Origin of the sequence: Tissierella sp., from assembly GCF_031460495.1 — a bacterium.
GTDB lineage: Bacteria > Bacillota > Clostridia > Tissierellales > Tissierellaceae > JAVKTS01.
Genome location: NZ_JAVKTS010000004.1, coordinates 153,944 through 178,930, shown reverse-complemented (window position 1 = coordinate 178,930; position 24,987 = coordinate 153,944). Strand labels below are relative to the sequence as shown.

25 protein-coding genes are annotated in these 24,987 nt (G+C 31.5%); 2 read left to right on the top strand and 23 right to left on the bottom strand.

The features are described 5' to 3' along the window. Positions 1 to 40 precede the first annotated feature (40 nt). The 15 genes from ftsZ to mraZ form a co-directional block, all read right to left on the bottom strand. The gene (ftsZ, locus tag RIN63_RS11480; protein ID WP_310444870.1) at positions 41 to 1,141 is read right to left on the bottom strand and encodes a cell division protein FtsZ; all 1,101 of its coding nucleotides are present in this window, start codon (positions 1,139 to 1,141) and stop codon (positions 41 to 43) included. Positions 1,142 to 1,203: 62 nt separating this feature from the next. After that, on the bottom strand, positions 1,204 to 1,566 hold the full coding sequence (locus RIN63_RS11475) for a small basic family protein (RefSeq protein ID WP_310444869.1): 363 nt from the start codon (positions 1,564 to 1,566) through the stop codon (positions 1,204 to 1,206). Continuing rightward, a complete protein-coding gene (locus tag RIN63_RS11470; RefSeq protein WP_310444868.1) occupies positions 1,550 to 2,275 on the bottom strand; it encodes a DUF881 domain-containing protein in 726 nt (241 codons plus the stop codon). The genes RIN63_RS11475 and RIN63_RS11470 overlap by 17 nt, the downstream gene beginning before the upstream one ends. A gap of 14 nt (positions 2,276 to 2,289) precedes the next feature. Continuing rightward, on the bottom strand, positions 2,290 to 3,018 hold the full coding sequence (locus RIN63_RS11465; protein ID WP_310444867.1) for a DUF881 domain-containing protein: 729 nt from the start codon (positions 3,016 to 3,018) through the stop codon (positions 2,290 to 2,292). A gap of 1 nt (position 3,019) precedes the next feature. Further along, the gene (locus RIN63_RS11460) at positions 3,020 to 3,781 is read right to left on the bottom strand and encodes an FtsQ-type POTRA domain-containing protein (RefSeq protein WP_310444866.1); all 762 of its coding nucleotides are present in this window, start codon (positions 3,779 to 3,781) and stop codon (positions 3,020 to 3,022) included. Positions 3,782 to 3,830: 49 nt separating this feature from the next. Further along, the gene (murA, locus tag RIN63_RS11455; protein ID WP_310444865.1) at positions 3,831 to 5,084 is read right to left on the bottom strand and encodes a UDP-N-acetylglucosamine 1-carboxyvinyltransferase; all 1,254 of its coding nucleotides are present in this window, start codon (positions 5,082 to 5,084) and stop codon (positions 3,831 to 3,833) included. A gap of 66 nt (positions 5,085 to 5,150) precedes the next feature. Further along, positions 5,151 to 6,263: an undecaprenyldiphospho-muramoylpentapeptide beta-N-acetylglucosaminyltransferase gene (gene murG, locus RIN63_RS11450; RefSeq protein WP_310444864.1), complete on the bottom strand. Its 1,113-nt coding sequence runs from the start codon at positions 6,261 to 6,263 to the stop codon at positions 5,151 to 5,153. A 4-nt stretch (positions 6,264 to 6,267) separates the two neighbouring features. Continuing rightward, positions 6,268 to 7,395: a putative lipid II flippase FtsW gene (gene ftsW / locus RIN63_RS11445; protein ID WP_310444863.1), complete on the bottom strand. Its 1,128-nt coding sequence runs from the start codon at positions 7,393 to 7,395 to the stop codon at positions 6,268 to 6,270. Position 7,396: 1 nt separating this feature from the next. Continuing rightward, complete coding sequence (gene murD, locus RIN63_RS11440; RefSeq protein WP_310444862.1) at positions 7,397 to 8,758, bottom strand: UDP-N-acetylmuramoyl-L-alanine--D-glutamate ligase; 1,362 nt, start codon at positions 8,756 to 8,758, stop codon at positions 7,397 to 7,399. 18 nt (positions 8,759 to 8,776) lie between these two features. Beyond that, a complete protein-coding gene (gene mraY / locus RIN63_RS11435; protein WP_310444861.1) occupies positions 8,777 to 9,742 on the bottom strand; it encodes a phospho-N-acetylmuramoyl-pentapeptide-transferase in 966 nt (321 codons plus the stop codon). A 21-nt stretch (positions 9,743 to 9,763) separates the two neighbouring features. Then, complete coding sequence (locus RIN63_RS11430; RefSeq protein WP_310444860.1) at positions 9,764 to 11,224, bottom strand: UDP-N-acetylmuramoyl-L-alanyl-D-glutamate--2,6-diaminopimelate ligase; 1,461 nt, start codon at positions 11,222 to 11,224, stop codon at positions 9,764 to 9,766. Positions 11,225 to 11,314: 90 nt separating this feature from the next. After that, complete coding sequence (locus RIN63_RS11425; protein ID WP_310444859.1) at positions 11,315 to 13,477, bottom strand: penicillin-binding transpeptidase domain-containing protein; 2,163 nt, start codon at positions 13,475 to 13,477, stop codon at positions 11,315 to 11,317. A gap of 12 nt (positions 13,478 to 13,489) precedes the next feature. Next, positions 13,490 to 13,957, bottom strand: a complete 468-nt coding sequence (locus tag RIN63_RS11420) for a hypothetical protein (RefSeq protein ID WP_310444858.1) — start codon at positions 13,955 to 13,957, stop codon at positions 13,490 to 13,492. A gap of 1 nt (position 13,958) precedes the next feature. Beyond that, on the bottom strand, positions 13,959 to 14,918 hold the full coding sequence (gene rsmH, locus RIN63_RS11415; RefSeq protein ID WP_310444857.1) for a 16S rRNA (cytosine(1402)-N(4))-methyltransferase RsmH: 960 nt from the start codon (positions 14,916 to 14,918) through the stop codon (positions 13,959 to 13,961). Between the two features lie 15 nt (positions 14,919 to 14,933). Continuing rightward, positions 14,934 to 15,365 (bottom strand): division/cell wall cluster transcriptional repressor MraZ, encoded by a 432-nt coding sequence (gene mraZ / locus RIN63_RS11410; protein ID WP_310444989.1) that lies wholly within the window; start codon positions 15,363 to 15,365, stop codon positions 14,934 to 14,936. Positions 15,366 to 15,656: 291 nt separating this feature from the next. On the opposite strand from mraZ, the gene RIN63_RS11405 reads away from it, so the two are divergent. Beyond that, the gene (locus tag RIN63_RS11405) at positions 15,657 to 16,334 is read left to right on the top strand and encodes a helix-turn-helix domain-containing protein (protein WP_310444856.1); all 678 of its coding nucleotides are present in this window, start codon (positions 15,657 to 15,659) and stop codon (positions 16,332 to 16,334) included. Next, entirely contained in the window at positions 16,292 to 17,218 is a 927-nt protein-coding gene (locus RIN63_RS11400; RefSeq protein WP_310444988.1) for an IS3 family transposase, read from the top strand. Before RIN63_RS11405 ends, RIN63_RS11400 begins: the two co-directional genes overlap by 43 nt. A gap of 119 nt (positions 17,219 to 17,337) precedes the next feature. On the opposite strand, the gene lgt is transcribed toward RIN63_RS11400, so the two are convergent. From lgt to aroB, 8 genes are all read right to left on the bottom strand, one after another. Beyond that, positions 17,338 to 18,075: a prolipoprotein diacylglyceryl transferase gene (lgt, locus tag RIN63_RS11395; RefSeq protein WP_310444855.1), complete on the bottom strand. Its 738-nt coding sequence runs from the start codon at positions 18,073 to 18,075 to the stop codon at positions 17,338 to 17,340. Positions 18,076 to 18,138: 63 nt separating this feature from the next. Beyond that, positions 18,139 to 19,428: an EF-P 5-aminopentanol modification-associated protein YfmH gene (gene yfmH / locus RIN63_RS11390; RefSeq protein WP_310444854.1), complete on the bottom strand. Its 1,290-nt coding sequence runs from the start codon at positions 19,426 to 19,428 to the stop codon at positions 18,139 to 18,141. After that, on the bottom strand, positions 19,429 to 20,709 hold the full coding sequence (yfmF, locus tag RIN63_RS11385) for an EF-P 5-aminopentanol modification-associated protein YfmF (RefSeq protein ID WP_310444853.1): 1,281 nt from the start codon (positions 20,707 to 20,709) through the stop codon (positions 19,429 to 19,431). Positions 20,710 to 20,826: 117 nt separating this feature from the next. Beyond that, positions 20,827 to 21,288 (bottom strand): YhcN/YlaJ family sporulation lipoprotein, encoded by a 462-nt coding sequence (locus RIN63_RS11380; protein WP_310444852.1) that lies wholly within the window; start codon positions 21,286 to 21,288, stop codon positions 20,827 to 20,829. Between the two features lie 72 nt (positions 21,289 to 21,360). Next, a complete protein-coding gene (gene deoC / locus RIN63_RS11375) occupies positions 21,361 to 22,023 on the bottom strand; it encodes a deoxyribose-phosphate aldolase (protein WP_310444851.1) in 663 nt (220 codons plus the stop codon). A 28-nt stretch (positions 22,024 to 22,051) separates the two neighbouring features. Further along, positions 22,052 to 22,624 carry a phosphate propanoyltransferase gene (gene pduL / locus RIN63_RS11370; protein WP_310444850.1) on the bottom strand — a complete coding sequence of 191 codons (573 nt, stop codon included), beginning with the start codon at positions 22,622 to 22,624 and terminating at the stop codon, positions 22,052 to 22,054. Positions 22,625 to 22,687: 63 nt separating this feature from the next. Continuing rightward, positions 22,688 to 23,938, bottom strand: a complete 1,251-nt coding sequence (gene aroA / locus RIN63_RS11365) for a 3-phosphoshikimate 1-carboxyvinyltransferase (protein WP_399324795.1) — start codon at positions 23,936 to 23,938, stop codon at positions 22,688 to 22,690. A 22-nt stretch (positions 23,939 to 23,960) separates the two neighbouring features. Further along, positions 23,961 to 24,986 (bottom strand): 3-dehydroquinate synthase, encoded by a 1,026-nt coding sequence (gene aroB, locus RIN63_RS11360; protein WP_310444848.1) that lies wholly within the window; start codon positions 24,984 to 24,986, stop codon positions 23,961 to 23,963. Position 24,987: the final 1 nt, after the last annotated feature.

The following is a 24,987-nucleotide window of genomic DNA, read 5'->3' as shown; positions in this document are numbered from 1 at the left end:
ATGTATCTCAGCAAAAAGATACATTTTCTATCATTAATATTTATTTTTTATCTCGTCTTCTTAAAAAGATAGGAATATCTAATTCATCTTCATCATCCTTAGATACTGCTACTTCTTCTACTGATTCTTCTTTAACACTATTACTATTATTGTGGTTCTTGATTGCAGCTATATTATTAGGTAAAGCTCCTATGTCAAATCCTGTTGCAATTACTGTTATTTTTAATTCATCTTTTAGGCTTTCATCTATTCCAGCACCAAATATTATATTTGCATCTTTATCTACTGATGCTCTAATCAAATCTGCTGCTTCATTAACCTCAAAAATACCTAAATCAGAACCACCTGTAATATTTAATAGTACTGACTTAGCTCCTTCAATGGAAGTTTCTAACAAAGGTGATCTAATAGCTTGTTTTGCTGCCTCAGTAGCTCTATTATCACCAGAAGCATGGCCAATACCCATATGAGCAATTCCCTTATCATGCATAATTGTCTTAACATCAGCAAAGTCTAAGTTAATTAAATTTGGAACTGCTATTAAATCAGAAATTCCTTGAATACCTTGCTTAAGTACTTCATCAGCCATAATAAAAGCTTCCACCATAGTAGTCTTCTTATCAGCTACTTGCAAAAGTCTATCATTTGGAATAGTTACTAAAGTATCTACCTTAGCTTTTAATTCCTCTATTCCTTGTTCTGCATGTTTCAATCTCTTAGGACCTTCAAAAGTAAATGGCTTAGTAACTACTCCAACTGTAAGAATACCCAATTCTTTTGCTATCTCAGCTACTATAGGTGCAGCACCTGTTCCAGTTCCTCCACCCATTCCAGCAGTGATAAATATCATATCAGCACCTTTGATTGACTCCATAATTTCATTTCTATTTTCTTCAGCAGCCTTAGCTCCAATATCAGGGTTTGCTCCTGCACCCAATCCTCTGGTTAATTTTTCACCTAATTGCAGTTTTATTTCAGCTTTTGATGAATATAATGCTTGTCTATCAGTATTCAACGCAATAAAATCAATACCTCTTACTCCAGAATCCACCATTCTATTTACTGCATTGTTTCCTCCACCACCAACACCAATTACTTTTATTTTAGCATATTGATCTACATCAACATCAAAATCAAACATTTAATCTCCCCCTCGTCTAATTAGTAGCTAGGCCACTAGCATTTTATTCTAAAGTCATTTGATTAATTGGATTCTTTTCTTTTAGATAATAAATTCCTTCTAATTTTAGCAAAATTTTCAAAGAGTCTACTGCCAAAAGTAAATATAGCTGCATAATACAATGGTACTCCTAATCTATCACCTAAGTAAGCGAGGAAAGCAGCTAAAATAGCATTTCCAAAAAAACCAGAAATAAATATTTTGATATTAAAACTTTTCTCTAAATTTGACCTTATTCCACCAAATACAGAATCTAAGCAAGCTAATATTGCTACAGATACATAGAGTGAATAAGATGTATTATAAGTATAAGGTATTAAAAAACCTATTACTGCTCCAATTAAAATTCCAATAAGTGCAAAAAACAACCTAATCACCCTTTCCATATGGTTTAGCATAATTAAAGTTAAATGACCTTGAATATGCAGGTATTATCAATGAATCTGCCGATTCTAGCTCGAATCCTATGTTATATAAATTTTTTAATATATCTCCATAAGTTCCGGGTGCATCAACAGAGGCATATAGTAATTTTGGATCTCCAATTGCCTTTATAACAAATGGAGTTGCTGAACTTCTCCCGTTTATTCTAATAGTTGGCCCTGCACATTTGATTTCAGATGTGCTAAGTACTCTTTCATCATTTATACTTATGGCTTCTGCACCTGCTATCTTTAAATCATTTAAGATGTTTAAAATATCCACATCATGTATAATGTCATTATTGATATCGAATCCAGGCATGCGTTCTTCTGGATTGTCATACATGGTAATAATGATGCCAGGTCCTTCTAAAGCTGTTTGTCCTGAATGTGCTTTATTTGTCTTAATATCAAGATTAAATATATCAATAATATTATCGTCACCCTTGGCAATACTTTCTAATAATTGTAATTCTTCTTCCTTCATTTTTATGATTTTATTTAATTGAGATATTTCATTATTAGTAGCAGTAATTTCAGCTTTTGTAGTTTGTAATGCCTTAAGCGTAACGGGAGAATGTATTTCAAGCTGCATTTTTACCTGAGTTGCTATAAACACTCCTATAATTATACTAAAAAGCATAAGAATTAACTTAGGATTATCTTTTCTCATAGTAATAACCCCCATTAATTAATTTTTTCATCAGCTGGAACAGAATAGATAAATTCCTTAATTTTCTTAGATTTTGGAATAACAATACTTTGCTCCTTGTTTACTTGGACAAGATAATCAAAATCTCTAAGAAGTTCAACTATACCGCCTTTTAGATTTAAAGCAGATTCTAATGTCTCCGGCTTACCAATAGCCTTAATAACTATTGGAGTATTAGTAGATTTTCCATTGATTTCTATATGATTACCAGCCCTCTCTATTTCAGTAAAGGATGTATATCTTTGATCATTAATAGATATTGCTTCTGCATCAGCTGCATTTAATACTGAAATCGCTTGAAGTATTAAATCCAATTCATCTATTATACTATAATATGTTCCAAATTCCAAATCTACTGGGGGATCATTAATTTCCATTGTAATCCCTGGTCCTTCTAAATCTAAATATCCTGCTAACATTCTATACTTCATTGTATCATTATAAAGATTTTCTGCATATACATTTTTATCAGCTTCTGCCATTTCATATTGCTCAATTTTTTCTTCCATTTCGTCAATTAGGTTATTTTGAGCATCTCTTTCATTTTGAGCCTTTTTTAATTCTACAGCAAGTTGCTGAGCTCTTTGAGTTGGTAAGATTCCTTCTCCAACAGTTTTATTAACAGTTTTAAACTGGATGGATAAAATCAAACCAAGAAAAATGGACACTAAAGTTAAAGCTAGATACTCTTTTATTCTTTTCATTCTATCCCTCCTCACTATCATTAAGTACAATTATAGGATTGTCTCCTTTATTCATTAAAATCATTTTACATGATATTTGTTTCTTTTCAATATCCTTTAATATTTCATTTAATAAGTTCAATTTATATTTTACATCATCAAGGGTACCAAAGGCAACAATAATACTTTCATTTAATAAAAAATTCACATTGTTAGTATCTACCAAATCAATTGATTTCATTTTTCCTAATAGACTTAAGTTATTTCCTTCTAAGATAAAATCAATTATTCCTTTGTTCTCTTCTTCCGAAAAAATATTGTCTCCAACCTTATTATCTCCTATATCATAACCATTTATCAAAGGTAAAATATGATTTTCAGTGCTAACAATATCTAATATATACCCATCTATATCAATTAATGCAAAAGAAGATAATTCTTTAATCTGAAATAACTCCTTGCGTTCAATAATTTCTATTATAATTCCTTTTGGAAACTTTCTTTTTATCTTCACTTCTTTTACATATGGTATTTTATCAATATTCTTTTCGCCATCACTTGTACTTATTTTAAATTGATTCTCACCAATGGTTATTGATGATGCACTAATTATAATATCTTTAGATGTTTTATTAGATCCTAATACCTTAATATTATCTATAATAAAAAAATCTGTATTTAGTGCTAGCACAAACATAGTAACAATTAGTGCCATTAATAATAATAGTCTAAAAAGAAATCTTCTTCTTCTCATTTTCTTTTCTACTCGTGAAAGCTTTTTCATTGTTTCACTCCTAAGCTTGTCCTTTTAATTAACTAGCAGTAAATATCTGCTAGTCTATCTTAATTATATCTGCACCTAGACTTTGAAGAGTCAAGTGTAAATCTTCATATCCTCTTTCAATGTGAAAAATATTATGCACTTCCGTAGTACCCTTTGCTACAAGTCCTGCCAACACCAAAGCAGCTCCACCTCTTAAATCTTTTGCTGTAGTCTTAGCTCCAGTCAGTTCCTTTACACCTTTTATAACAGCTACTTTGCCAAATGATTTAATATTTGCACCCATTCGGCTAAGTTCTTCTGCATGCTTGAACCTATTTTCAAATACGGTTTCGGAGATTATACTTGTTCCACCAGCAATTGATAGAAGGGACATCATTTGAGCCTGCATATCCGTTGGAAATCCAGGATAAGGCAAAGTCTGTAACATTTCAATTGGATTTATTTTCTTGGGTCCAGTTACTTTAATGGAGCTACAATTACTATATACTAACACTCCAGTTTCTCTTAATTTTGCAGTAATACCTAAGAGATGATCTACAATTATATTATTTATGATTATGTCTCCTCCAGTTATTGCAGCTGCAGTCATTAATGTTCCTGCTACAATTCTATCTGGTATTATACTATGTGTTACATTATTTAATTTTTTAACTCCTTCAATTGTAATAACAGATGTTCCAGCTCCAGAAACTTTCGCTCCAGCCTTATTTAAGTAGTTTTGTAAATCAATTATTTCTGGTTCTCTTGCTGCATTTCTAATTACTGTTTTTCCTTCTGCCTTGACTCCTGCCAAGATTATGTTCTCAGTAGCACCTACAGACGGGTAGTCTAGTTGTATATCGCAACCCTTAAGGCCTTTTGTTTTGCAATGTAGATAACCATGGGATTCTTCAATTTCTGTTCCCATATCTCTTAGGGCTTTAAGATGCAGGTCAATAGGTCTAGGTCCAATTTCACAACCACCTGGGTAAGAAATTTCAACCTCACCACATCTAGCAAGCATAGCTCCCATCAATATAATTGATGACCTCATTTCTCTTACTAACTCGTCAGGTACTTTAGTTTTGTTTAGTGGGCCTGTATCTATTACCATCATATTACCCATCTTTTCTACATTGCATCCTAAAGATAATAATATACTCTCCATTATTTCAACATCTCTAAGATTAGGGATATTCATAATTGTACTCTTGCTTCCACCTATAACAGTAGCTGCTAAAATAGGCAATACTGAGTTTTTCGCTCCTGTAATAGACACCTCACCTGTTAATTTGCCCCCACCATTAATAATATACTTTTCCACACAACCACCTCCACATAGGATCATAATAAGTATATATGACCATATTATGCATTGTGGTTTATGAGGTTACTGTTTTTCCTTAAGTAGCATATTAACTAGTTCATAAATTTTCTCTGCAGCATTTATTTTTCCAAGTTCCTTGCTATGTTTTTTCATGATTTCTAATTCTTTCTTATTATTGATTATGTTATATACTATATCATATAATGTGTCATCTTTTAAATCCTTCTCAAGTACTAATATTGAGGCTCCCTTTTCTTCAAAAGCTCTAGCATTATACTCTTGATGGTTTTCGGCTGTATATGATTTGGGTATTAAGATACTTGGTACTCCTATGGCTGATATTTCTGCTAAAGTAATAGCTCCTGCAGATGTAACCACCATTGTAGCAATGTTAATTGCCTCAGGTATCTGATACATATAGGGCAATACCCTTATATTATTACTTAATACTATGGATTCTTTCTTCAATTTATCTATAAATTCATCATAAAACCTTTTTCCTGTTACATGGATTATTTGAATATCACTTTTATTATTTGATTCTTTTATAAGATAGTACATTGCATCGTTAAGCTTTTTCTGTCCACCAGATCCTCCAAAGGATAAAACAAATGGAATGTCTTTATCTATTTTTAATAGCTTATAGGCTTCTTCTTTATCAATATTTAATATTTCCTTACGAATAGGATTGCCAGTATTCACTACTCTATCTGGATATTTAAAATACTTTTTAGATTCATCGAAGGTAACTGCTACTTTATCAACATAGCGTGATAATATTTTGTTAGTAATACCAGGAAAAGCATTTTGCTCATGTATCAAGGCTGGAATTTTTTTCTTTTTTGCCACATACACAACAGGGCCACATACATATCCCCCTGTTCCTATTACAAGATCAGGCTTGAATTCATTTATAATCTTTCTAGCATCATTTATGCCATGAAGAAGTTCATTAATAGCTATGAATGATTCTTTATTAAGTTTCCTTGGCATTCCATTAACTCTTATAGTCTTAAATAAAAATCCTTCCTTTGGCACTAATTCAGCTTCTAGTCCCTTTTTAGTACCTACATAGAGGATGTCTGCATTTTTATCTTTATCTTTTATTTCTTTTGCAATGGCTAAGGCTGGATAAATATGACCTCCAGTTCCACCACCTGTAATCAAATATTTCACAATATCAACTCCTGTCTAAATCTGCATATCTGGAGATATTAAGAAGTATCCCTATTGCAGACATATAAATCATTAGTGAAGTACCTCCATAAGAAACAAAGGGTAATGTTATCCCTGTGGTTGGTATAGATGATGTAACAACTGCTATATGAATCAAGGATTGTATAGTTATCAATGCAGTAATTCCCGAAGCCAAATAACAACCAAAAGTATCCTCTATACTAAGTGCTATGCGTATTCCCCTCCATATAACAAGTAATAATATTAATGATACAGCTAATGTCCCTAGGAATCCCAATTCTTCTCCTATTATTGAAAAAATAAAATCATTATAAGACTCTGGTATATATGAAAACTTCTGCCTGCTTTTACCTAACCCCAGACCAAATAATCCACCAGAACCTAGCGCATACAATGATTGTACTGCTTGCCATCCTATATCAAGCTTATATGCAAATGGATCCCTAAAAGCAGTTATCCTGTTTCTTCTATATGCATTTTCAGGCCCTGATAACATTAAAAAACCTAATCCTGCAATAGGTAAAGCCATTAATAAAATATGGCTTAAATTCATGCCTGCAATAAAAAACATTGCCATTAAAGTACCTGCTAAAGTAATAGTAGTACCTAAGTCTTTTTGTATATATATAAATCCACAAGATATACCTATAATAATTAGGGCTGGAATTGTACCTTGTTTAAGTGTCTTAATATTATCTTTTTTATTTGAAAGAAAATTTGCGAAAAAGATAATTGATCCAAGTTTAATGGCATCAGAAGGCATAAATGTAGTAAATCCAAGGTCAATCCATCTTCTAGCTCCCTTTGCTTCCATACCTAAAGGACTGAAAATCAAAGCACCAGTAATCAAAGCCAGTAAGTATATCCAAAATGAATACTTTTTCCAAATTTTATAATCTACATTCATGCAAAATAATAGACCTATCATACCAACACTAGCTGCTATTATTTGTTTTTTTAAAAATAGATACCCATCTCCATATTTTTGTAATGCTTCTGGCCAAGATGAACTAAATACCATTATTATCCCAATAAATACTAGAGTCAAAGTGCCCATAAGCAAACTAAAATCAACAGCTTTTTTCTTTTCTATCTTTTTCTTTTTAGGCATTTTAATCCCCCTCTAAACCATTGACTATGTCTTTAAAATCTCGACCTCTTTCTTCAAAATTATTGTACATACCCCAAGAAGCACAGGCTGGAGATAGTAAAATATTGTCATTAGGATTTCCATGACTATATGCTAATTCAACTGCTTCTTTCATATTTTCTACTAAATGTATATTGTCAAAATTATATTTTTCAGCAGTTTCTTTAATCTTTTCTCTTGTAGCCCCTAATAGTATTAATTCTCTAACTTTCTCATTAAAAGCTTTAATTAACTCATCAAATGTAGAACCCTTGTCATATCCACCTGCTATTAATATAATAGGTGCATCTATAGCCTCAATTGCCTTTATTGTTGAGTCAGAATTTGTACCTTTGGAATCATTATAGAATGAAATGTCCTTAATTGTATTTACAAATTCTATTCTATGTTCTACTCCTTTAAACTCTTTCAGAACTTCTGCTATAATATTTACTTCTATCCCCATAGCCCAACAGACCCCTACAGCACCAAGAGCATTCTCTAAATTATGCTTGCCTAATAGCCTTAAATCCTTAATTGGTAATATTTTAGTTGTTATTTCTCCATCTTTTATTACTATATAGTTATTTTCAACATATACTCCCTTTTGTAAAATTTCACTTGAACTAAACCAAATAATATTAGAATTAATCTCATCTTTCATTTTTCTTATTATCTTATCATCATAATTGAGTACTGTATAATCCTCTTCATCTTGATTATTAAATACCTTTTTCTTAGCATTATAATAGTTGTCAACTGAACCATGCCAGTCTAAATGATCAGGAGTTAGATTGGTTATTAGACTTACCTTAGGTTTAAAATAGGTAGTACTCTCTAACTGAAAGCTGCTAGCTTCTATTATAAAGACATCATTTTCTTTGGAATTAACCATATCCCACAGTATACCTACTCCAATATTGCCAGCAACATAAGAATTGAAATTAGCCTTTTTAAAAACCTCTCCTATTAAAGTAGTTGTAGTGGTTTTTCCATTTGTACCAGTTATGGCAATGATATTTTCAGTAGGAGAAATCCTATATGCAAGTTCTATATCTGTGATGATTTCAATATTTCTAATTCGTGCTTCATGTAAAATAGGTACAGATAATGGAATTCCTGGACTTTTAACTATTAAATCTATATTTTCTAAAGGTACATCAGTAGTACTTAAATACTTTTCAACATATATATCCTGTATTTTATCAAAAAAATCTTTTAATTCTTCTTCAGTTTTAGAGTCAGATACTACAATTTGTGCATCAAGTTTATGAAGGGCTTTAACAGTTGATAATCCCGAAATTCCCAAACCCAAAGCTAAAACTTTTTTGTTCTTTAGATACATATTACCAACCTACTTTCTCTAAATTAAGCTATAAATTCCTATTAAGCAAAGAATAACTGTTACAATCCAAAATACTGCTACTATCTTAGTTTCTTTCCACCCTTTTTGTTCAAAATGATGATGTAATGGTGCCATTAAAAACACTCTTTTTCCTGTTAACTTAAATGATGTTACTTGGATAAGTACAGATAAAGTTTCTATAAAATATATTCCTCCCACTATAGGAATGATTAAAGGAATATTTAAAAGTATGGCTATAGCAGAAACAGCTCCTCCCAAACCTAAAGATCCAGTGTCCCCCATGAAAATTTTAGCTGGATGAGCATTATGTATCAAAAATCCTAAGCAAGCACCTGCTAATGCAGTGGAAAAGAGAGATATGGTTCCCATCCCCCAATATAATGCTATTAATCCAAAAAACGATAGAACTATCAAAGTAACTCCTGATGCTAATCCATCTAATCCGTCAGTTAAGTTTACGGCATTTACTGTAGCTACTACTGTAAATACAATAAATGGAACATATAGAATACCTAAATCTAAATACTGATTGTTCAAAAATGGTATAATTAGCTTTGTGCCTAAAACAGAAGTAGATGACTGATAAATTGCTAATACAGTAGCTAGGGATATTTGACCTATTAGCTTTTGATAAGCTTTAAGACCTAATGACCTTCTTTTAACTACCTTAATATAATCATCAATAAATCCAATCAACCCAAAGCCAAATGTAGAGATTAGCAGTACATACATGTCTCTGTTTAACATTCCTGATGTTGTTACAGTAATTACTAAAGCGATAAATATGATAATTCCTCCCATCGTAGGAGTTCCTGTTTTCTTAAGATGGGTCTGTGGACCTTCTTCTCTAATACTCTGACCAATCTTTAACCTTCTTAGCATCGGTATAATAATTGGACCAAGTATCAAAGTTATTGAAAATGAAATAGCAATAGTTCTAATAATATCTATATATTCAATCATGGATTTTCTCCTCTCAGGTATCTAATGTTCTTTATTATTTAAATAGTCAAGGACGATTTGCTTTTCATCAAATTGAATTGTTTTATCCTTAACTATAGTATAAGCCTCATGGCCTTTTCCTGCCAATAATATTATATCTTTAGGCATCGCATTATCTAGGGCGTATTTTATAGCTTCTGCTCTATCTACTATCTTAACATATTTGCCATTGACTTTCTTTGTCCCGACTAAAACATCTTCAATTATCATCTCTGGATCTTCATTTCTTGGATTATCTGATGTGACTATGGATAGATCTGCATGTTTGCCTACTGTCTCACCCATTTCTGGCCTTTTGGTCTTATCCCTATTCCCTCCAGCACCAAAAACAACAATCTTTCTACCTTCTGCAAATTGATCAATAACTGTAAGGACTTTATCAAGACCATCAGCAGTATGAGCAAAATCAATAATAACTGTGTAGTCCGTATTTGTAGGTACTACTTCAAATCTTCCCTTTACACCCTCAACAGATTCTAACCCATCTTTTATAGTATCTAAGTCAATATCATAAGCATATGCACAACTTGCAGCGGCTAGGCCATTGTAAACACTGAACTCTCCAGGTACATTTAGGAGAATATTTCTACTACCCTTAGGAGTATTTAGTGTAAATCTTACCTTAGATAAAGTAAATTCTATATGAGATGCATAAATATCTGCTGTATTTTTTAATCCATAAGTCAATATAGGAACTCTATTTCCTACCACATCTATAATTTTCTTTCCATAGATATCATCCATATTTATGATATTACATTTACTAGTTTTATAAAAAAGTTTTAATTTACTATTAAAATATTTCTCCATTGTTTCATGGTAATCAAGATGGTCCTTTGTAAGATTTGTAAATAATCCTACTTGATAATTTATGTATTCTACTCTTTTTAATTCAAGGGAATGGGATGAGACTTCCATTATACAAGTATCTGAATTTGCATCCACCATTTCTTTAAGTAGCTCATGGATTGTTAAGGAATTTGGTGTTGTGTTTTTTATGGGAATTAGCTCCCTGTCAATAACCGCACCTATAGTTCCAATAATACCAACTTTTTTCTTGTTTTTTTCAAATATACTTTTTATAAAATAAGTAGTAGAAGTCTTTCCATTAGTCCCAGTTATACCTATCATCTCTAGTTCATTCCATGGTTCTTTATGAAAGATTCCAGAAAATTTTGCTAGAGCATTTACTGAATCTTTAACCTTAATGACAGTAATATCTTTATCTACTGTAATATTTTCTTCAACAACTATAGCTCTTGCTCCATTTTGAATTGCCATATCGATGAAATTATGACCATCTACAGTAAATCCTTTTTGGGCAATAAATAGATTCCCTTTTTCTATTTTTCTTGAATCATCTTTTATACCAGTAATATTAATATCTATACTTCCTTTAATTAAATCAAACTCATAATCCGTTGTAATATCTCTTAAATACATATTTCCACCTACCTTTTATCCTTACTTTTTATCCTAATAAAAATTAACTAAAAGGCAACTTTAATTAAGTTGCCTCTAACTATATTACTCTTATGTCTCACCAAATTCAACCTCAATTTTTGTGTTGATATTGATATGTTCACCAAAAGTTGGATTCTGTCTTATAGCCTTACCTTCACCTTTTAGCTCATAATTCAAATTCAGTTCATTTAGGATGCTTATTACTTCTGTCTTATCCTTTCCAATTAGGGATGGCATTATAATCATCTCTTCATCTTTGTCATTTAGATATAAATCTATGATAGAGCCTATTTGAACTTCCGTTCCTGGCAATGGAAATTGATCCAATACTTTAGATTCACTAGTTAAATCTACATACTCTGTAGTATATTTTAGACCAATTGCTGTCAATGCTTTACCTGCCTCTCCTATTTCAGTATTTCTCACATCAGGTACAATAACATTTTCAACAACTAGTTCTTTTTCTTCTTCTGTAAAAATTGTTGGTACTTCCAAATAATTCAATGTCTCTTCTAAAACGGTTTTAGCAACAGGTGCTGCTATAGTTCCACCATAGTAAGCTCCTGCACTTGGTTCATCTATTATGACTAGTATTGCTATTTGAGGATCATCAACAGGTGCAACGGCTGCAAAGGATGCAATGTATTTACCTTGGACATATCTACCATCAATAACTTTTTGAGCAGTTCCTGTCTTGCCACCTACTCTATATCCAGGAATATAAGACTTTGACCCAGTTCCTTCAGAAACTACAGATTCTAACATATTCAGCATTGTTTTTGAAGTTGTTTCAGATATGACTTTTCTCTTTACTATTGGTTCATAAGTTTCTACTATATTGCCATCAGCATCTATTAATTCCTTTACAAGTCTAGGTTCCATAAGATTTCCCCCATTTGCAATAGCAGACAATGCATTAACTAATTGCAATGGTGTAACTGCGATTCCATGGCCATAGGACATAGTAGCTAGACCAACTTCCTTAATTACATCTACGCTTTGTGGGATAATCCCACCTTGTTCACCATTTAAATCTATACCTGTGTTTTCTCCAAATCCAAATCCTTTTATGTATTTATATAAATTTTCTTTTCCTAGTTTTCTACCAGTATTTACAAAGACAATATTACACGAATTATTCATACCTTCTAAAAAAGTTTGATCTCCATGGGGATTATACCAGCTGGAACATTTCAGTGTTACACCTTTAATATCTTTAATAAATCCATTACAATAAAAATGTGTATCCGGTTGCACAACATTTTCTTCAATAGCAGCTGCTGCAGTTATTATTTTAAATGTAGAACCTGGTTCGTATGCATCATTGATTGCATAGTTTCTCCACATATCATACCAACGCTTCTGAAGCTCTTCCTGTGGTAAGGCAGCCCACTCTTCTTTAGTCTTATCATCTAATGGTATCCTCGGCTCATTTGGATCATAGTCCCCTTTGTTAGCCATAGCCAAAATATCTCCTGTTTTGGGATTCATCATAATAATAGAAACTGTCTTAGCTTGATTTACTATCATTGCCTCCTCTGCAGCTTTTTCTGCAAAATGTTGTATTATTTCATCTATAGTTAAAACAAGAGATAATCCATCAGATGCTTCATATATTTTTTCTCCATCAAAAGGTAATTGCCTACTAGCTGCATCTGTTGTTTTAATCCATTTCCCTGGTGTGCCAGTTAGTTTTTTATCATATGTTTGCTCTATACCATATAAACCATTATTGTCAGTATTAGTAAAACCTAAAACAAAAGATGCAAAATTTCCATATGGATAGTATCTTCTGTTATCATCTACAATATCAATCCCTTTAAGTTTAAGCCTCCTTAGTTCAGTAGCTTCTTCCTTTGTTACCCATTGTTTTATCTTCTCATACCCGATTTTTTTAGTAAGCTTTGCATAAACAGCTTCTTCGTCTAAATCCAGTACCCTTGCAACTTCTTTTGCTGTATTTCTTGCATCTTTTACATCTGCAGGGCTTACCCACACTGTAGATGCACTAACGCTTACAGCTAATTTCTTACCGTTTCTATCATAAATTATGCCTCTTTTAGATTTTATTGTAATTCCTTTTGTCCATTGTTCTAAGGCACCTTTTTTCAGTTCTTCACCTGTAACTACTTGTAAATAAGCTAATCTCCCAATTAATGCAATAAATACCACAACAATAATTCCTAAAGCTACTAATAATCTTTTTTTAGATGAATAACTGGGTTTCGCCAAAACTAATACCTCCTAAAACAAGTTTGTAACCATACTAAATATCTTAATTATATTTTTTCCAATACTAGCTTTTTGAATTTGATCTACTGGATTTTCCTTAACAGAAATATATACTATCTGTCCTTCCGTTGGATAATCCATTCCTAACTTCAAAATGGCATCTTCTGTAATTTTTACAGAAGATTTTACTCCCTCTAGATCTGCAATTAAATCCTGTCTAGTTTTCTCAAGCTCAACCTTTTTACTTTCAAGCTTAGTTATATCAAGTCTCACAGCAGTGATTTTAGCATAACCAAATAAAACGGATAAGGATATACCTAAGATGATTAATGGAAATGTAAGATACACTAGCTTAGGTACGCAGCTCTTCTTCTTATTTTTCTGCTTATTATTAGATTTTTTAATTTCTCTTATTGGTTTTTCTTTTATTTCTAAGGTTTCCGTAGGATAATAACTTAGTTCAGATCTAGCTACTAACAATTTATTCTCCCCCTTTTGTATTTAGAACATTAAGTTTTTCTGCTATCCTAAGCTTTGCGGATCTAGACCTAGGATTAGTTTCTATCTCAACATTGCTTGGTAAAATTGGCTTTCTAGTTATAATTTCTATTTCTCTATACTTATCACACACACATTGTGGTAAATGTGGTGGACAAATACAATCTTTGTACAGTTCTCTAAAAGCTTCTTTTACAATCCTATCTTCTAGAGAATGAAATGTAATGATTACAAGTCTTCCTCCTGGATTTAAAAGATTTACCATACTAGGAATCGATTTAGTTAATACATCAAGTTCCCTGTTTACTTCTATTCTAATTGCTTGAAATGTTTTTTTGGCTGGATGATGTCCATCTTTTCTAACTTCCTTTGGTATTGCTTTTTTAATGGCTGTAACAAGTTGAAAAGTTGTGTCAATGGGTTTCTCTTTGCGTTCTTCAATTATAAACTTTGCTATTCTCCTAGCCCATCTATCCTCGCCATACTCCCAAATTATCTTTTCTAATTCTCTTTCTGAATACTTATTTACTACATCCCATGCTGTAAAAGGATTACTTTCATCCATTCTCATGTCAAGTGGTGCATCTTTATTATGTGAAAAGCCTCTAGTCTCTTCATCGAGCTGATGAGATGAAACTCCTAAGTCAAGTAGTATTCCATCTACCTTCTCTATCTGCAAGCTTTCTAAAACTTTATCTATGTTTTCATAATTATTGTGTACTAGGATTACTCGGTCACTATAATCCTTCAATACTTCTGAAGATTTGTTTAGGGCATTTTGATCTTGGTCTATACCAATTAATTTTCCTGTTGTAAGCCCTTTTACTATCTGTGATGAATGTCCAGCACCACCTAAAGTGCCATCTACATATATTCCATCTTCTTTTATATTCAATCCTTCTAGTACTTCATTCAGCAAAACCGATATATGTTCAAAATTCATAAACTAACCCCCAATCTATATCCCTAATGCTGCCATTTTTTCAGCAATGCTATCATAGGACAAATTATCATCCTCATTGTAAGAGGTCCATTCTTCTTTACTCCAAATTTCCATTCTAGTTGATACACCTATGACAACTGCATCTTTATCTAATTTGGAATGTTCTCTAAGGTTTGGAGGAATTAAGACTCTTCCCTGCTTGTCCAAGGTACATTCACTAGCTCCAGCGAAAAAGAATCTAACAAATGCCCTTGCATCACGATTGGTAAGTGGTAAGGTTTTAAGTTTTTCTTCTAAAATAATCCATTCTGATTTAGGGTACACAAAAAGACAGTTATCAAGACCCTTGGTCATAACAAATACCTCTCCTAATTCATCCCTGAATTTAGAAGGCATTATCACTCTTCCTTTGTCATCTAAAGTATGTTGGTATTCTCCAATAAACATACTAATCACTCACTTTATATTTGTTTTGTACCACTTTCCACCACTTTCTACCACTATAATACTATTTTACACTAAATAGAAAAACTAATCTACCCTTTTTTATTTTTATTTAGGGATATCTTTAGGACTTTAACCCTATTTTTCTTCGTTTTTCTACTTTAGCACGATAAATCAAACAAATTCAGACAAAATTTTAATAATAAAATAAAAGCTGTTGACAAAATTTGATATGCTCCCCTTAATGTTGACAGTTGAAATAATAAAAACTGTTAATGTAGGGGGAGTATTTTTATGTCAAAAAGAATAAAGTTTACAGGAGAGCAAAAGCTAGCAATATTAGAAGAATTAAAAATAGAAGCTTCTACTTCAAAGATTGCAACTAAATATGGCATTAGCGCAGAAACCATCAGAGTTTGGGGACTAAAGTATGACTCTGGTGGAATAGATGAGCTAAATCATTCTAAAACCTGGAAAAGATATTCAGAGGAATTAAAATCCCAAGCGGTAGAAGCATATTTAAATGGTGAAGGCTCTCAAATGGAAATTTGCATAAAATATGGAATTAGTACCCACGGTCGGCTTCAAGATTGGATTAAGAGGTATAATAATGGTAAAGGATTAAAATCCACACCAGGAGGTACTTCTAAAATGACTAAGGGACGCAAAACAGCATATGAAGAAAGAATAGAAATTGTTAACTACTGTATAGATAATAGCTTAAATTACAAGCAAACCGCTGAATTGTATGGTGTAAGTTACCAGCAAGTATACACATGGATTAAAAAGCATGAAAAAGGTGGGGAAAAAGCACTTCTAGATCTTAGAGGTAAGGCTAAAGAAGAACCACAGTTAACAGAATTAGACAAATTAAAAATAGAGAATCGAAAACTTAGAAAAGCAAATGAAAACTTAGAACTGGAGAACAAATTCTTAAAAAAATTAGAGGAACTAGAGAAGAGATATCACTAGGCCTAGTTCCTGCCTTCATGCTCCACCAGGCTATTTATGAATTACACGAAGAGGGTCACTCTATCTCATCTTTGTGTAAAATAGCAGATATATCAAGACAAGCCCACTACCAATACTTGAAAAGAGATCATAGTCAAAAGGAAGAGGAATTTGAAAAAATTACTTCTCAAATTGCAGAAATCTATGAAGAAGTAGATGGAATCTATGGCTACAGACAGATGACACTTGCCATAAACAGAAAGTGCAAAACAAAATATAATTACAAACGCATCTACAGATTAATGAAAATTATGGGGATTAAATCAGTCACTAGAATCAAGAAAAAGGTATACACGAAAGTTAAGGCTGAGCATATTGCTGAAAACATCCTAAATAGAGAATTCTCAAGCAATAGGCCAAATGAAAAATGGTTAACCGATGTTACAGAATTTCATACTCTTGAAGGGAAAGTGTATTTAAGCGCCATTCTTGACCTTCATAGTAACAGGATAGTAGACTGGAATTTTGGAATATCAAACAATAATAAATTAGTATTTGAAAATTTTAAAAATGCCTTAAAGAAGAATCTTAATGCAAAACCTCTTATCCATAGTGACAGAGGGTTCCAATACACATCATTTGGATTTAGGAAGATATTAGAGTCAAGGGAAATAAAACAAAGCATGAGTAGAGTCGGAAAATGTATAGACAATGGACCAATGGAGTCTATTTGGGGAAAGATTAAATCAGAAAGATATCATTTAAAGAAGAATCAGAAACCTTATCAAACAAGAGAAGAATTAGTAGATGATATTGAAGAATATATTTATTTTTACAACGAAGAACGACCACAGAAGGTACTAAAAGGAATGACGCCACTAGAGTGCTATTTGATGGCGGCATAAAAATTCCCACTAATAATATTACTAGTGGGAACAAAAATAAATATTTCTATTTTTTTACCTGTCAACTTGACAGGGGGCAGTTCAATTCCCTTTGTCAACAGCTTTTATTTTATTTATCTCTAGATATCAATCTTTTCTTTTCTTCTCACATAAATGATGATTGCTGGAATCAGAATTCCTATAACACTTACTATTTGAGCTACTCTAATGGATCCAAGCATCAAACTATCCGTCCTAAGCCCTTCTATAAAGAATCTAATAAATGAATATAGTATTAAATATAATAGAAATAATTCTCCTCTAACTTTTTGCTTATTTCTTCCATACCATAAAAGGAATAAGAACACTAAAAAGTTCCAAATTGATTCATAGAGAAATGTTGGATGGACCTTTACTCCATCTATCATAATACCCCAAGGTAAATTAGTTGGCCCTCCATGTGCCTCTTGGTTAGTAAAGTTTCCCCATCTACCAATAGATTGACCTAATATTAAACTAGGTGCACATACATCTGCAATCATCCAAAAATCTATTTTCTTTATTTTAGTAAAAATCACTGCCACAATAATAGCTGTAATTATTGCACCATGGATTGCTAAGCCACCATTTCTAATATTTAATGCATCAATCGGATTGTGTCTATATACATCCCATTCAAATATTACATAATATACTCTTGCACCTACTAAGCTTAGTGGAATCACCCAAATTAAAAAATCTATTAAGGTCTCTTCATCAAGCCCTATTCTCTTTGCTTGTTTTATTGCTATAAGTACACCTATTAGCACACCTGTAGCTATTAATAGTCCATACCACATAACATCTAAACCAAATATACTAAATGCTACTCGATCCATAATACAACCACCTTTCTGCATTCTTCATTGGATTAGTATACCATAAATATAAGTAATTTCCTATTATGATAATGGATTAATTATAGAAAGAACTACATTATCCTTAGTAAAATGGGATTTAAATCTTTCAATTATATCTTTATATTCAATGGACTCCAAAAGGTCTAAATAGTCTATTAAAAGAAAATCATCAAAGTATAAATCAATAAAGTTGTTTGCTATAAATTCAATAGAATTAAAGCCCATTAACACTTCTCCAATACCTTTTGATTTAATTCGATTAAAATCTTTTTCTAATAAAATTGATTCTGTTGGCTTATCTATTAGAGAAATTATTCTATTATATACTTCTTTAGGATCTTTGGATTCCCCTACAACTAAGGAATGACCATAGGATTTCTTACCAGTAAAATACGAACCAAAGCTACTATCGATTAAACCTTCCTCATAAAGATCATTATAAAATACTGAGCTAGATCCAAAAAGCATATCCAGTATTAGATTGCTTACAAAATCCTTCTTAACTTGTTCTTCTCCTATTAAATTACAATCACTATCTTTAAAACCCATGTAAAATAAGGGAATAGATACCATCATGTTTTCTTCAATAAGTTTTTCTTTTACTTCTGTTGGCTCTGCTGGAAAAATTCTAGTAATTTCTTCAGCTTCTTTGTAGTCTTTTCTCTCAGATTTATCTACTACTTTGATTATTTCATCAAATAAAAGGTCTCCAACAACAAATAGAACCATATTTGATGGATTATAGAAAGTATTATAACATTTGTAAAGCAAATCTTTGTTGATTTTTTGGATACTGTCTACTGTACCAGCAATATCTATTCTAACAGGGTGCTCATTATACATGGCTTTTAAACAATTAAAAAACACTTTCCAATTTGGATTATCTCTATACATATTTATTTCTTGGGTAATAATTCCCTTCTCTTTCTCAACATTTTCATCAGTAAAAAATGGATGCTGTACAAACTCCACTAGTAATTGAAGATTCTCATAGAAATTCTCTGTAGATGAAAACAAATAGGCAGTTTGATTAAAATTGGTATAGGCATTTACATTTCCACCAAATTTAGAGAATTTATCAAAAATATTTTGCTCAGGTTCTTCAAAAAGTTTATGCTCTAAAAAATGTGCAATACCTTCTGGAACTTCTATGGAATCTTTCTCACCGATTGGAATAAAAACATTATCAATGGAACCATAGTCAGTAGCAAATATTGCATATTGTTTAGTATAACCTTGCTTAGGTACAAAATAGACTTTTAATCCCGACTCCATCTCTTTATAATATAGTTTTTCTCTTATTTTCTCGTTTTCGTATATTTTAATATCCAATTATTTATCTCCTTTCTCTGAGTTTTTCATAAAATATATAGTATCAAGGGCAACCTTAGACATAGCCTCCTTAATTTCTTCTTTAGTAACACCATCAAGGTCAGCTAGTATTTGATTTAGAGATCTATTATCTCCAGATAAACTTTGGCTAAAGAAAAATTCAGATATTAGGAAGATACTATCTTTTATAGATTCCGTTGATGATTTTATAGACTTTTTAGATATCTGAATATCTTCATCAGTAAAATTACCTTTTTTAATATCTTCTATTTGTTCTTTTACTATATCTATTGTCTTCTCAAAATTGTCAAATTCAATGCCTCCATCTATTAACATGATTGACTTATATTTAAGAACTGAAGTCGATATATAATATGCTAAACTTTCTTTCTCCCTTACATTTCTAAATAATTTAGAATTAGGTCCCCCTCCTAGAATGTCAGATGCTAATACTAAACCATTATATAGCCTATCTTCGTATGGTATGCCCGTTCTATAACCTAAGACTAATTTCCCTTGGTTTACATCTAATTCTTCAGAAATCATATTTTTAGTGCTAACACTAGAGATTATTTGCTCTCTAGGTATATTTAGAACATTATCCCTCTTAATATTCTTAGTGTCTTTTATATATTCAACTAGTTTTTCATCGTATTCACCAACATAAAATATCTCTATAGGAGATGACCGTATTACATCTTGATAATGGCTGTATAATACATCCTCATTAATATATTCTAAATCATTAATATTGCCTAAAGGATATATACTAAATTTTTCATTTTTGCACATTTCTTCTATACATCTATCTAGTGCATATGACCTTTTATCATTTATTCTTCCTTCTATTCTTCGTTTTAAGTTTTCCTTTTCCTGCTCTACATAATCTTTTTTGAAAAAACCTTTTTCAAGGACAGGATTATATATAATTGAATTCAACAAATCTATTACATCATAAATATAATCTCTATCGCCTACATAACCTCCATTGACAGTTTCTATTGTAAATCTTAATACATGCTTCTCTCCTCTTTTATTGATTGCTATACTTAGATTTGCACCATAATTCTCTTCTAATTTCCTTTGTATTTCAAGGTTTGTAGTATATTCATCTGTTCCTCTTTTTAATACTAAAGGCAATAAAGCATTTTTAGTGACTTCATCCTTTGATAGAGGCCTCATAAAATAATAGCTCAATAAATTTGATTTAAATTTGTCTGTTTTTATTAAATTTAAGTTAACTCCATTCCCCAAATTCATTCTTTCTGATTTCAATGTCAATTCCATTCCTCCTCCTTATAGATATACAACTTTACTATACCCAAATTTTTAATTTGTTACTTATATTAATATTAAGGATTTCAGTAAAAAATACAAAAACCCAATCTTTCGAAAGGGTTAATTTTTTTTGTTTGATTTCTCTATCATCTTGCTAATCTGATCTACATGATTATCATAAGGAGAGCCATTCATTAGTTCAGAAATTACCTCAATAACTTCAAAGAATGTCTTTTCATCCTGGGATATTAGTACTTGATTTATTCCAGCATCTTTCTCCATTACCAAATCATTTATTAGTTCTTTTGTGTCTTCTGTAAGTTCTTTATCATATGCCATTACAACTGTGACTAATGCAGTATCATTAAAAATAATGGTAGCAGCATCATCTACTCCAAATAGTTCAACAACAAAATCTGATAAGTTCTCTGACCTATCAATAATCTCCTTATCTTCTGATGATACTTGAATTGAGCTAGTATTAGGCTCTTTAGTTTCAACAATTTCCTTATCAATATCTGTTCTGCATCCAACTTGAGTTGTTGCTAAAGCAATAATAATTAAAATTATATATTTTTTCAATATATCCCTCCTCTTACTATAGTTTTGCTTTTTTTGCAAATTTTATAACAAGAAAGGGAAATAATTATTTATTTATTTATTTCTGCTTATTGACTCTGCTATATTAATTCCTGAACTAGTACCAAGTCTAGTTGCTCCAGCTTCGATCATTTTCTGTGCAGTACCTAAATCTCTTACTCCACCAGAAGCCTTAACTTCAAGTTTATCACCTACTACAGACTTCATGAGCTTTACATCCTCATATGTGGCACCACCAGTTGAAAATCCGGTAGATGTCTTTACAAAATCTGCTCCTGCTTCCATGGATAATTCACATGCTTTTTTCTTCTCTTCATCTGTTAACAAACAAGCTTCAATAATTACTTTAACCAAAGCTTTGCCTTTAGCTGCTTCTACTACACTTTTTATATCCTCTTTAACTATTGTATAGTCTTTATCCTTTAATGCCCCGATATTGATTACCATATCTATCTCATCAGCACCATTTTTTATTGCTTCTACAGTTTCAAAAGCTTTTACTTCTTTTGTATTTGCACCTAGTGGAAAACCTATAACAGTAGCTACTTTTATATCAGAACCATTTAAGATTTCCTTACAATAACTTACATGATAAGGATTTACACACACAGCAGCAAAATTATATTCTATTGCTTCATTGCAAAGTTGCTTAATCATCTCTCTTGTAGTTTCTGGTTTTAACACTGTATGATCAATCATCTTCAATATATTTGTCATATAGCTAACCTCCATTTATCAAATGTAATTATTTTATTAATTCAACTAAATCTCCATTTTTAGCTCCTGAAGCATTTCCCTCTTCTATATCGATATGCATCTCTAATGCGTAGTTTTCATGCACTCTAATTAGCACATTATTAAATACTAATCCCCTTGGTCCATCTAGCTTGATGCTAACCACTTCTTTGTCAACTACTCCAAATTCTTCTGCATCAGATGTATGCATATGGATATGTCTTGCAGCTACTATCAATCCTTCTTTGATTTCAACTTCGCCCTTAGGCCCAACAAGTTTAGCTCCTGGAGTATCAGCTATATCACCTGAATTTCTTATAATAGCTGGAACACCAAGCGTGAATGCATCCATTACAGATATTTCAAATTGAGTATTCGATCTAACTGGACCTAATATCCTTACTCCCTTTATAGTATTTTTTACTCCTACTACATCTACTTTTTCTTCACAAGCATATTGTCCTGGTTGGGACAAATCCTTTTTCTTTGTTAATTCATAACCTTCTCCGAATAATATTTCTAGATCCCTTTGACTTAAATGTATATGTCTATTGGATAATGCTATTGGTAATTGTTTTTTCATTTGGCTTCCTCCTATAATTAACTATATTGCTATTATAAGACTTTATTGAGAAAAAATCAAAATTTATTCAAATAAATCTAATATATTACTATAAAAACTTGGAAAAGAAATATTCACACATTCACTATTTTTAATTTCTGACACTCCTTGAACATTTAAGGCTGCTATGGATAGAGCCATTGCTATCCTATGGTCCTTATAGGTATCTACAATAGAAGGTTTAAGTTCTTTTTTACCATGAATAATCAAACCATCTGGTAACTCATCAATATCTGCACCCATTTTTTTTAACTCATTTACCATAGCTTTTATTCTATTTGTTTCTTTATATTTTAATTCCTCTGCATTTCTGATTATTGTAGTACCCTCAGCAAAAGCTGCCGCAACAGCTAGTATTGGAATCTCATCAATTAATCTTCCTATTAAGTTTTCATCTACATTTACTCCCTTTAGCGATGCATATGCTACATCAATATCAGCCATTGGTTCATTATTTACATTTCTGACATTTTCTATAGAGATATTCCCACCCATTTCTCTAAGTACATCTATAATTCCATTTCTTGTAGGATTTATATTTACATCCATTATTCTAATTGATGAACCTTTAATTATAGAAGCTCCTACAATAAAAAATGCTGCAGAGGAAATATCCCCTGGCACATAAATTTCTTTTCCTATAAATTGACCTTCACCAAAGTACTTTAGCATTCTTTCAGTATGGTCACGTGTAACTTTTTTTTCAATAATATTGCTTTTAGACTTACTATATATAGATGCAAGGATAATAGCTGATTTTACTTGGGCACTGGCTACTGGTAATTCATATTCTATTCCTCTTATCTCTTTTGAAGGATAAATATGTAATGGTGGATATTTGTCATTTGCTCCTTTTATATTTCCTCCCATTTTTGTTAGTGGAATAATAATTCTATCCATTGGTCGTTTGGATAAAGAAGCATCTCCTACTAAAGATGAAGAAAAGTCTTGTCCTGCTAATATGCCCGATAAAAGCCTCATTGTTGTACCTGAATTTCCACAGTCTAAATCCTTAGTAGGTTTCTTTAATCCATAAATCCCACTTCCTATTATCCTTGCTTTATTGTTAGTCTTATCTACATCTATTTTAACTCCCATCTCCTCAAAACATTCTATTGTTCTAAGAGTATCTTCAGATAGTAAGATATTTTCAATATTAGTTTCTCCATCTGCAAGTGATCCAAACATTACCGCTCTATGGGAAATAGATTTATCTCCTGGTATTTTTATTTCACCCTTTAATTTATTTATTCCTTCTATCTTCAATTTCTCCACCTCCCTATTGTTTTGAACTATGCTAAAAATCACTTAAGAAGGATTTCCTTATGACTTCTTCATCAATGTCATAAAATATATCTACTTTACCTTTTCCAATAGGTAAAACAAATGCAGTTTTATTATCTTTATTCTTCTTATCATTTCCCATATAGTTTAATACAAGCTTTATATCTTCATCGGTAAAAGATACTTCTTCTACTAAAGGTCTTAGTATGTTTATTATCTCTCTATAATACTCTTCGTCGATAAAATTCCTATCATATGCAATTTTGCTTTCATATATCATTCCAAGTATTATAGACTCCCCATGATTATATCTTTCACAATTGAAAAGAGACTCTATACCATGTCCTATGGTATGTCCAAAATTCAACTTTTGTCGGATTCCTAAATCTAATTTATCTTCCTCAACAAAAGATAATTTTATCTCTATAGATTTCTTAACAACATGTTGGATTATTCTCATATCCCTCATATAAATCTTTTTAATATTTTTTTCTATATATTTAAAAAAATCATAGTCTTTGATTAAGCCATATTTTATTATCTCTCCTAGTCCACAGGTAATTTCTCTTTCTGGCAAGGTGTGAATGAAAGAAGTTTCAATTAAAGAAACTATTGGAAAATAAAAGCTACCTACAATATTCTTGTACCCTTGAAAATCAATGCCAGTCTTTCCACCAATACTACTATCCACTTGAGATAATAATGTAGTAGGGACTTGAATGTAATCAATACCTCTTTTATATGTGGATGCTGCAAAACCTACTAAATCACCTACTACTCCTCCACCAAGACTTAAGATTATACCATTTCTATCAATTTTATTCTCTATTAAGACCTCGTATATATTCATTAATTCTTCGTGAGTTTTATTTGTTTCTCCTGAAGGCATAATGTATATACTTGTTCTTCCATCCATTAAATTATCTATATCTTCTTTATATGCATTATATACATTCCTATCAGTAGCTAAAATAAAGTTTTCTTTAATTATATACTTTTTTAACTCTTCCCAAATATTATCTGCCATCTTAAAGTCCATA

Bases quoted from the DNA above. Each gene is read 5' to 3' on its own strand.
- ftsZ (WP_310444870.1), bottom strand. From the start codon at position 1,141: ATGTTTGATTTTGATGTTGATGTAGATCAATATGCTAAAATAAAAGTA.
- RIN63_RS11475 (WP_310444869.1), bottom strand. From the start codon at position 1,566: ATGGAAAGGGTGATTAGGTTGTTTTTTGCACTTATTGGAATTTTAATT.
- RIN63_RS11470 (WP_310444868.1), bottom strand. From the start codon at position 2,275: ATGAGAAAAGATAATCCTAAGTTAATTCTTATGCTTTTTAGTATAATT.
- RIN63_RS11465 (WP_310444867.1), bottom strand. From the start codon at position 3,018: ATGAAAAGAATAAAAGAGTATCTAGCTTTAACTTTAGTGTCCATTTTT.
- RIN63_RS11460 (WP_310444866.1), bottom strand. From the start codon at position 3,781: ATGAAAAAGCTTTCACGAGTAGAAAAGAAAATGAGAAGAAGAAGATTT.
- ftsW (WP_310444863.1), bottom strand. From the start codon at position 7,395: ATGCCTAAAAAGAAAAAGATAGAAAAGAAAAAAGCTGTTGATTTTAGT.
- murD (WP_310444862.1), bottom strand. From the start codon at position 8,758: ATGTATCTAAAGAACAAAAAAGTTTTAGCTTTGGGTTTGGGAATTTCG.
- mraY (WP_310444861.1), bottom strand. From the start codon at position 9,742: ATGATTGAATATATAGATATTATTAGAACTATTGCTATTTCATTTTCA.
- RIN63_RS11430 (WP_310444860.1), bottom strand. From the start codon at position 11,224: ATGTATTTAAGAGATATTACAACGGATTATGAGTTTGATTTAATTAAA.
- rsmH (WP_310444857.1), bottom strand. From the start codon at position 14,918: ATGAATTTTGAACATATATCGGTTTTGCTGAATGAAGTACTAGAAGGA.
- mraZ (WP_310444989.1), bottom strand. From the start codon at position 15,365: ATGTTTATTGGAGAATACCAACATACTTTAGATGACAAAGGAAGAGTG.
- RIN63_RS11405 (WP_310444856.1), top strand. From the start codon at position 15,657: ATGTCAAAAAGAATAAAGTTTACAGGAGAGCAAAAGCTAGCAATATTA.
- lgt (WP_310444855.1), bottom strand. From the start codon at position 18,075: ATGGATCGAGTAGCATTTAGTATATTTGGTTTAGATGTTATGTGGTAT.
- deoC (WP_310444851.1), bottom strand. From the start codon at position 22,023: ATGACAAATATATTGAAGATGATTGATCATACAGTGTTAAAACCAGAA.
- pduL (WP_310444850.1), bottom strand. From the start codon at position 22,624: ATGAAAAAACAATTACCAATAGCATTATCCAATAGACATATACATTTA.
- aroB (WP_310444848.1), bottom strand. From the start codon at position 24,986: ATGGACTTTAAGATGGCAGATAATATTTGGGAAGAGTTAAAAAAGTAT.